At 42.4% G+C, this 8,095-nt stretch carries 10 protein-coding genes; 2 read left to right on the top strand and 8 right to left on the bottom strand.

Features of this window, described 5'->3' with window-relative positions; all coding sequences use genetic code 11:
• From panF to cspE, 4 genes are all read right to left on the bottom strand, one after another.
• Nucleotides 1–1,014 (bottom strand): sodium/pantothenate symporter (panF, locus tag B7C60_RS06045; RefSeq protein ID WP_245868680.1); only part of this gene is annotated, 1,014 nt, incomplete at its 3' end.
• Nucleotides 1,007–1,288, bottom strand: a complete 282-nt coding sequence (locus tag B7C60_RS06040) for a YhdT family protein (RefSeq protein WP_099610878.1) — start codon at nt 1,286–1,288, stop codon at nt 1,007–1,009. The genes panF and B7C60_RS06040, both read right to left, overlap by 8 nt.
• 247 nt (nt 1,289–1,535) lie before the next feature.
• A complete protein-coding gene (locus B7C60_RS17075) occupies nt 1,536–1,679 on the bottom strand; it encodes a hypothetical protein (RefSeq protein ID WP_170887274.1) in 144 nt (47 codons plus the stop codon).
• A 272-nt stretch (nt 1,680–1,951) separates the two neighbouring features.
• Entirely contained in the window at nt 1,952–2,164 is a 213-nt protein-coding gene (gene cspE / locus B7C60_RS06035; protein WP_078925922.1) for a transcription antiterminator/RNA stability regulator CspE, read from the bottom strand.
• Between the two features lie 277 nt (nt 2,165–2,441).
• Here cspE and yghU point away from each other — a divergent pair, with 277 nt between their 5' ends.
• A complete protein-coding gene (gene yghU / locus B7C60_RS06030; RefSeq protein ID WP_099610877.1) occupies nt 2,442–3,311 on the top strand; it encodes a glutathione-dependent disulfide-bond oxidoreductase in 870 nt (289 codons plus the stop codon).
• 47 nt (nt 3,312–3,358) lie between these two features.
• Here the strand turns inward: yghU and yjeH are convergent, their stop codons facing one another.
• A complete protein-coding gene (gene yjeH / locus B7C60_RS06025) occupies nt 3,359–4,615 on the bottom strand; it encodes an L-methionine/branched-chain amino acid transporter (RefSeq protein WP_099610876.1) in 1,257 nt (418 codons plus the stop codon).
• 171 nt (nt 4,616–4,786) lie between these two features.
• Between yjeH and B7C60_RS06020 the strand changes: the two genes are divergently transcribed.
• Nucleotides 4,787–5,401 (top strand): LysE family translocator, encoded by a 615-nt coding sequence (locus B7C60_RS06020; RefSeq protein ID WP_099610875.1) that lies wholly within the window; start codon nt 4,787–4,789, stop codon nt 5,399–5,401.
• On the opposite strand, the gene B7C60_RS06015 is transcribed toward B7C60_RS06020, so the two are convergent.
• The 3 genes from B7C60_RS06015 to B7C60_RS06005 all read right to left on the bottom strand — a co-directional run.
• On the bottom strand, nt 5,348–5,602 hold the full coding sequence (locus B7C60_RS06015; RefSeq protein ID WP_099610874.1) for a hypothetical protein: 255 nt from the start codon (nt 5,600–5,602) through the stop codon (nt 5,348–5,350). The two genes, B7C60_RS06020 and B7C60_RS06015, sit on opposite strands and share 54 nt — an antisense overlap.
• 179 nt (nt 5,603–5,781) lie before the next feature.
• Entirely contained in the window at nt 5,782–6,651 is an 870-nt protein-coding gene (locus B7C60_RS06010) for a VirK/YbjX family protein (protein ID WP_099611080.1), read from the bottom strand.
• 466 nt (nt 6,652–7,117) lie between these two features.
• On the bottom strand, nt 7,118–8,095 hold a 978-nt coding region (locus B7C60_RS06005), incomplete at its 5' end, for a glyceraldehyde-3-phosphate dehydrogenase (protein WP_245868677.1).

The following is an 8,095-nucleotide window of genomic DNA, read 5'->3' as shown; positions in this document are numbered from 1 at the left end:
GGAATCAATCGTTGACATAATCGCCGCCATCGGCCCCGCCAAAAAGATACCAGCCACAAAAGGAGGCAATACGGTCACCATCAGTGTTGGCATAATTTGATCTGGGCTTGCCAATTCAGGGATGAGGGCTCGTCCCAGTGCTCCGGTGATATGAGTCCCAAACATCAGCAGAGCAATCATAATGGTGCTAATTACCATTCCCTTATGTAAAGAAGCACTGTCTTTATAAGACATACAACGAACAGCGGCATGAGGAAGGCCAATAACGCCAAAACAGACCAACACCCAAAAGCTGAGCATAAACGGTTGGCTAAGAAAGTGGTCTGGGCCATAGGGCGTGACTAATGCTGGGTCAATACGATGCAGTTCGGTGACTAGGTCTCCCAAGCTCCCGCCAGCATGAATGACGCCAGCCAGCAAGATAATCGTGCCAATTAGCATCATGATGCCTTGGATGGTATCGGTTAATACCACGGCCCGAAAACCACCAATGGTGGTATACAGCCCTACAGTAGCAGCAAAAATGAATAATCCATGCTGATATGAGAGCCCCGTAACCGTTTGTAATAAGCGCGCCCCTCCAACGAATTGAACCACCATGGTGCCAAAGAAAGCTAGCAATAAGGCCAGTGAGGCAAGAATGACGACGGGTCGGCTTTTAAATCGCGCATATAGCATATCATTGAGTGTGACGGCATTATGTCGACGAGCTTCTATGGCAAACTTTTTTCCCAATACACCGAGTGTTAGCCATGTTGCGGGCAACTGAATCATTGCCAGTAATACCCAGCCTAACCCCATTTTATAAGCCGCACCGGGCCCACCAATAAAGCTGCTGGCACTTGCATAGGTAGCAGCTAATGTCATGGCTAAAACAAACCCGCCCATACTACGACTACCTAGAAAATATTCATTAAGAAAATTACCGTTAGCCTGATGACGGCGGGTAAAAAAAGCAATAGCAAATACCCCGATAAGGTAGACCACTAAAGGGATGATCAATACGTTATTCATGGGTATCACGCGCCATCGGGTCGAGTGGAATATCACGGTAAAAGATCTTGACCATGGCAGCACATAAAACCGTAAACAGAATCGGGCCGATAATACAAGAGAGTAAAAACCAAAGCGGTAGCCCCCAGTAAAGCGTTGGCATCGTTGTGTCTTGTTGAGGAGCAGAAAATCCATAAGCAGAGACATACCACCAGAGCAAGTAACAAAGTGCTAAGACAATGGCTGTGAGTGCCTCTCGATGAGCTTGTTGCGTGATACGAGCTTGTGGAGTCATCAATCTCTCCCTGTGTGTAGATATTTTCGGGGAGAGGTATGGTATACAAATGTGCTGCAGGGCACAAAATATTACGTCAATAAATCAGTAAAAGGGTCGTAATTTAAAGCGAATTGGTTGAAAAATGAGCGGATTTAGAGCGGAGGTTAGATGGGGAGCAAAAGCAAGCCAAATCGTGATAGACGCCTTTCAGTATGCTGAATAAAGGATAAACACACTAAAAGGCAGTAAACCATACGTGATTGAGTTACGCACCGTACTGCTTATCGAATTCTCGTTGCTCTAAAATATCTTCAATTCTTTTACGTGTCTGGTGCTGCGTTAAGGGTATTTTTTCACTACTGGTATTTTGTGCTGGTGGATTTTTTACTTTTTTCGGGATTTTAGCCATAAGTCATCATCAATTAAAATTAAACATCATTTATTAGTACACTAATACGATATAAATGCTAGTCAAATAGCGTGTTTATTAGCAGCATCCCACATAATGTGTAAAGCAAAATGTCGTATGACCTCCAATTAAGGCGGTTGAAAGTTTCGGTGTCACTGGATGGGAATTTGTTTGACGGATCAAAAAGAAGGATAGCGCGGAACCAATGAAGGGTTAAACAAGCAGAGACAAAGAAATAGCGCGATAAATTATCGCGCTATTCATGATTCTATTTACAGAACCACAACTTGTTCTGCTTGAGGGCCTTTTTTGCCCTGCTCTACGCTGAAGCTTACTTTTTGGCCTTCAGCAAGAGTTTTGAAACCGTCTGAAACGATAGAATTGAAGTGTACAAACACATCGCTTCCGCCGTTATCTGGAGTTAGAAAGCCGAAACCTTTAGTTTCGTTGAACCATTTTACTGAACCTGTCACTTTAGCTGACATAGTTACCTCTATATTTTAATGACACTAAACAATAAGTGGCCGATAGATAAGCTATTAAACGGTAGATGAAGGTAAACTTGCACAGGCACTAAACGAAAAGGTTCGATGGTTTTCTGAGAAAAAACTTACACTTAATATCGCATTAACAGCTCTTCTTAAGAGCCGAGATTCACTATACACGGAGTGGAACAAATAGCTACACTTATTTCTTGTAGAGACGGTTTTTAGCAACCAAGTTCTCATATTCGACAAGACTTTTCATCAAAAGGAAATCAGCATGGCTAACGAGTATGTACCCCCAAAAGTGTGGACGATAGACCAGGATAATGGTGGTCAATGGGCCAGTATTAATCGCCCAGATTCAGGCGCTCGATTTGAGCAAGTGTTACCTAGAGGAGAGCATCCCATTCAGCTCTATTCGATGGGAACACCAAATGGGCAAAAAGTAACGATCATGCTAGAGGAGTTACTTGCTTTAGACGTAGCTGATGCTGAATATGATGCTTTTTTGATCAAAATTGGAGAGGGTGATCAATTTGGTTCGGGGTTTGTGGAGATTAACCCCAATTCCAAAATTCCTGCGCTGGTCGATCAATCTACACCTGAGCCGATACGCGTGTTTGAATCAGGAAATATTTTACTTTATCTCGCTGAAAAATTTGGTTATTTTCTGCCAAAGGCTTGGGTCGCGAAAACGGAAGTGATGAATTGGCTATTTTGGTTACAAGGTAGTGCGCCTTACCTTGGGGGTGGGTTTGGTCATTTTTATGCGTATGCACCAGAAAAATTTGAGTATCCGATTAATCGTTTTGCAATGGAAGTAAAACGCCAGTTGGATGTATTGGATAAGCAATTGGCCAGACATCGTTACATTGCTGGTGACGAATATACCATTGCTGATATCGCCATTTGGCCTTGGTACGGCAACCTAGTGTTGGGCCACGCCTATGATGCCGCTGAGTTTCTCGACGTACAAAGCTATCAACACGTGCAACGTTGGGCGAATCAGATGGCAAAACGTCACGCAGTACAACGAGGTCGTATCGTAAACCGTGCTTGGGGTGAGCGTTGGGAGCAGCTACCAGAGCGCCATTGTGCGGCGGATATTGATAGGGTGTTGGCCCATCAAAAAACACTCGATGTTTAACAAAGTCATCAAGGCCCTCGGGTGTATTTGAGAGCCTTTTTATCAGTTTAGGCAACAGGAGAAGGGGTTTTCTCCGCCTTTTTCCAAGGAAAAACGAGGAGAAGGAAAATGCCTAATGCATAGAGCATCGACCAGCCTAAACAGAGAAATACCGCGCTGCATAAAAATAAGGCAATCGTTGCTAGTAGTTTGGCAAATCCACTTAACAGTTTACAGGCGGCAAACATTGCCAGTAGGTAAACCAAAATAAAAATTCCGTTGGCCAATTTCAGGAAAAACTCAAGATCAATACCTGATAGCTCTCCTAAAATACACGAGATAAGCAAAATAAAGCCCACAACCCAAGTCGCATTGGCTGGAACGCCACGAATGGATAGCCGAGCAATTGCGCTTTTCGGACGGTATTCTCGGGCTTGTGCCCAGACCATACGCGATAAACTCTGGGTATAAAGGTTAATACTGGCAAAGCAAGCTAAGAATCCAATTAGGCTAATGACGGCAGCTAATTGGGAGCCAAATAGTTGATCGCTTAACCATGGAATGGAAGCACTGTCAAACTCAGGGCTCCCGTAGGCTCCAAATTTTAAAATAACGGCAGAACAAGCCCAATAGGTGGCTCCTGCAACAAAACAGCCGACCAAAATGGCAATTGGAAAATCACGCTGCGGGTTTTTAAATTCTTCGCCCATATGAGCAAAAGCTTCTATGCCCACAAAACACCAAAACATGACACCTAAAGCGGCCCCGATTGACCAAAGAGAATCGTGAGTTAATGCTGGCATGATTAAGTCTTGTGTCGTGACTTCGCCTACCCAGAAAAAACTGGCTACGAGAGCGAAAATACTTAATGCGATCCCCGTTTGCAGGCGTCCTGATGATTTTGTGCCGGCAAGATTAACCCCGATTAACAGTGCGATGGTCAGCGCTTGGCAAAAAACGGGGTTGGCTAACGGTGCGGGTAACAATGCTTGCAAAAATCCAGCGGCAAGGGCAACGGCAGCTGGAACGCCAACAGGAATAACACTGACAAATAGCCATGCAACGGCACGCTCTAAGCGAGCATTAAAGGCTTTACGCACAAAGTAGGCTGTGCCCCCTGCGTTAGGGTAGCGTTTGCCTAATGCAGCAAAAGTGAGAGCGATGGGGCAAATCGCGATAAATAAAATAAGCCACGCCCATAAAGAATATTTTCCCGCTATTCCTGCTGCAATCGCGGGGATCATAAATAACCCGGTTCCCATTAGCGTTGTGGAAAGTTGTCCGATACCAGACAATAAAGTGATATCCTTATTCAGTTGTTGCACCGTGTTGTTTCCTATCGTGAAATCATCACCTGTCCTTATAAAGGGCGGTCTTTTCGCTAAGCATACCCTTAAGCTCAGTAATGTGCATTAGGTAAAATACCGGTTGCAATTGGCCGAACATCTAACGTCACCATAAGTGATGGGAAATTTTTATCAGTAAAGGTTATCGAAATGACGTTAACAGTGTGGTTTTCTTTATTAAGTGTTTCTATTTTAGGAGCAATGTCTCCAGGGCCAAGTCTGGCTATGGTGGCAAAACATAGCTTAGCAGGTGGGCGTAAAAATGGGTTAGCAACAGCCTGGGCTCATGCGCTGGGGATCGGAGGATATGCGTTTATTACTCTTGTCGGCCTTGCTGTAGTACTACAGCGCTCTCCACTACTTTTTAGTTTGATTAGCTACGCAGGTGGGGGATATTTAGCCTACTTAGGTATTAATGCATTACGTTCGGAAGGTGGGGTAGCGGCAAAACTCGAATCCGGTGAGTCGGTGAGCATAATTCAGTCGGCTAAAGAAGGGTTATTGATTTCTCTGCTTAACCCCAAAATTGCCTTATTTTTTATCGCACTTTTTAGTCAGTTTGTTTCGCAAAGCAGTGAGCTAGTCAGTAAAATCATTATCATCGTCACACCATTTATCATTGATGGGCTTTGGTACAGCCTGATTACGTTATTGCTTTCTAGTCCGAAATTGCTGGATAAATTACGAGCGAGGGCCGTAGTGATTGATCGCTTATCTGGATTGGTCCTCATCGCTTTGGCGATCAGAGTGTTGATCTCGGCGTGAGACTTCTTCGAACTCTCCTTCGATCACATCACTGTTTTCATTATTTTTTGCTTGATGGAATGGACGGCGTTTTAATTGTTTTTCTAAGCGTTTACCCGTGATAAGCGCAACGATCATTAGTGGAATCGCCAATAACAAACTGAAAATCAAAGCGAAAAGCCCACATACCAGTGTGAGTGTGGTGACTAAAAATCGATACATAATCCTTACTCCGATACGTTATGAGCCATCATCATAACGTATCGAAGAGGAATAAAAAATCAATACATATATTTAAACTCACTAGGGCTTGTTTACCTTTCAAGCTGATTTTTGCCGCAGTTTGTGGTTTCTTTAGACAAGGCAGAGGCCTTGACATTGTATCGATCTAAAAATCAGGATTAAGAGCATAATAAACACGGTTGCAGTGAATGAATCATTTCATCCTTAAATTGATCAAGCCACAGATATCTTTCTCGATACATTTTTCTTTTAGGGCGTTTGATTTCTTCCATTGCTTTTCTTTTAGATTCAATTGGTAACGCATAGAACCATTGGTCATGTTCAGTACCATCATGTTCTTGCCACAATTGATCGTAATTTAAATTTATTTTCTTGTTGTACCGTTTGGCATTATAGATATGGGCTGAATTTTTTATAGCATAAATATGTTCAATAGCTAGATGTTGAGCAATAATTTGCAATGCTTCTACCATAAATGATTTAGGTCTTAACCCGAACACCGCTTTGGTAAATAGTCGGCTAAAGCCGTTATCATTCGTTGTACCTTGTATACATCCAATCAATATTTTATTGTTTTGAAAAGTAAATCCTAGGGTGTAATATGCATCCCCACTGGCATTTTCAAGTGATAGTGCTAGTTCACCCTCTTTTCGTATTTTTCCATCAAAGCTGAGTGTTAATGGATACCTATCGTCTCCGATAGGTATTTCCGCTAAATATAATTTTTCTGTATGAATTTTCTCAATGGCTAGACGCTGAAATCGATGTTCTAACCAAGAATGGTGGTCATCGAGTAGTTGAATAATCTGATTCTTATTCATGCCAACATGTAAAAAAGGAATCATACATTTCATTAAATAATTAGGTTGGCGAATGAAAAGGTATTTTCTGTCGTGATTGATAAATAATTTCACCATTTGCTGGAAATGGGAAGCATAGATATAAGAGCGGAGTATAAACTTACTAAGCTCTTTTATACGGTGTCTTTTATTATGGCAAGATGCTGCCTTGGCTAATTGTAAACGCAAACTAAAAACCATGAATAATTACTATGATCTAGAATTACTGAATTATACACATATAGATAGAGAGATCTATTTGATTGTTTTTCAAGATTGCAATCTAGTTATTTCAATAAAGGAATAACCATTGTTGTATTCATGAGATTGTTTTTTATTGTGATATCATTTTCTAAGAAAATACATTCAGGCGAATTATATTTATCCTCAAACAACTCTAAGTTGTTTGAGGATAAATATAATGGTGTGACATAGAGATAACCAAACTTTATGAGCACCGATACAGCATACGATGAAGATAGACAACGAAGGCGGCGATAATTTTTGTCGGCTGATGAGGCGTTAATGAATCTTAAAAAAAGCCGCCAATATCAGCAATAATGGCGGCAAATTTGGGGGAATTCCCGTCAGATCTGAGTATAGCGTCACTCAGCCCATGCGGATTTATTTTTATTATGCTGTGCAGTTCATGGTTTCACTGCATCGGGTAAGTTGTATAGCGAACCCCCATCATTTGCTCCATACAATGAATCACTTGGCAGCTATAACCAAATTCGTTGTCATACCATACATAAACAACGCAGCGGTTACCTTGGGCAATGGTAGCGGCTCCATCGACAACTCCAGCATGGCGAGAACCTACCAAATCAGTTGAGACAATTTCGGTTGAATCACTGTAATCAACTTGCGCCGACAAAGGAGAATGAATCGCAATACCGCGTAGATATTCGTTTAATTCCTCTTTGTTGGTTTCTTTTCGCAGATTGAGGTTTGCGACCACCATTGAAACATTCGGTGTTGGAACGCGAATCGAATTTCCGGTTAATTTACCTGAGAGTTCTGGGAGTGCTTTTGCCACCGCTTTTGCCGCTCCCGTTGAAGTTAAGACCATATTGAGTGAAGCTGAACGACCGCGACGCTGCCCCTTGTGGAAGTTATCAATAAGATTTTGATCGTTCGTGTAGGAATGAACGGTCTCAATGTGGCCTGAAACGATACCATACTGGTCATTTATCGCTTTTAAAATCGGCGTAATAGCATTGGTTGTGCAACTGGCGGCTGAAATGATGTTATCACTGGGTTGGATAATCGTTTCATTAACCCCAAACACCACATTTTTAATATCGCCTTTGCCTGGGGCGGTGAGTAAGACTTTACTGGCTCCTGGGGAGGCAAGATGACGGCTTAACCCTTCGCGATCACGCCAAACGCCAGTATTATCAACGATAAGGGCATTTTGAATATCAAATTGGGTATAGTCGACCTCCTGAGGAGAGTTGGCGTAGATCACTTGAATGAAATTACCATTGGCAATTAGGGCATTTCGTTCATGATCAACGATAATGCTACCATTAAATTGACCGTGTACTGAGTCTCGTCTTAATAAACTTGCACGTTTATCAAGATCGCCATCTTTGCCTCCTCGAACCACAATGGCTCCCAAGCGAAGTGG

This window comes from Vibrio fujianensis (genome assembly GCF_002749895.1).
Classification (GTDB): domain Bacteria; phylum Pseudomonadota; class Gammaproteobacteria; order Enterobacterales; family Vibrionaceae; genus Vibrio; species Vibrio fujianensis.
The sequence above is the reverse complement of the archived record's forward strand: the minus strand, read 5'-3'. Positions and strand labels throughout refer to the sequence as shown.